Here is a 671-nt window from a genome sequence, read left to right as displayed (position 1 = left end):
GGGATGCCGCAGATTGACGGCATCGGTCAGATGGGGGTCGTACACGGAGACGCAGGTTGCCCGCTCCACCGCCGCCCGCCATTCTTCAGGCGCCGCCGCCACTTCCTCATGGCTGACGTCCAGCCAGAGAAAGCCTTGCGGCGGGAGGATGGATGGCAGTTCGTCCAGGCGGCTCACCTGCGCGTGGGTAATCAGGAAGAGATCCATGCAGGCAGATTGCTTCAGGGTTGATCAGGGATTGTGCTTGAGGCGGCGTGCGACATCCAGCGCGAAGTAGGTCAGCACGCCATCCGCGCCGGCACGCTTGAATGCCATGATGGCTTCCATCATCGTCTTGTCGTGGTCCAGCCAGCCATTCTGGGCCGCCGCCTTGATCATCGCGTATTCGCCGCTGACCTGGTAGGCGAAGGTCGGCACCCGGAATTCGTCCTTGACCCGACGCACGATATCCAGATAGGGCATGCCGGGCTTGACCATCACCATGTCGGCGCCTTCGGCCAGGTCCAGCGCCACTTCGCGCAGTGCTTCGTCACTGTTGGCCGGGTCCATCTGGTAGGTGGACTTGTTGGCCTTGCCCAGCGTGGCGGAGGAGCCCACTGCGTCCCGGAACGGGCCATAGAAGGCCGATGCGTACTTGGCCGAGTAGGCCATGATGCGGGTATGGATGTAGT

2 protein-coding genes are annotated in these 671 nt (G+C 62.9%); both read right to left on the bottom strand.

The annotated features are described in order from the left end of the window. A partial coding sequence (locus JK635_RS27890) for a hypothetical protein (protein ID WP_202652776.1) occupies positions 1-207 on the bottom strand: 207 nt, incomplete at its 3' end. A 24-nt stretch (positions 208-231) separates the two neighbouring features. Then, positions 232-671 (bottom strand): porphobilinogen synthase (locus JK635_RS27885; RefSeq protein WP_498043851.1); only part of this gene is annotated, 440 nt, incomplete at its 5' end.

The organism is Neobacillus paridis, from assembly GCF_016765675.1.
Lineage (GTDB): Bacteria > Bacillota > Bacilli > Bacillales > Cytobacillaceae > Neobacillus > Neobacillus paridis.
This window is presented reverse-complemented; position numbering and strand designations above follow the sequence as displayed.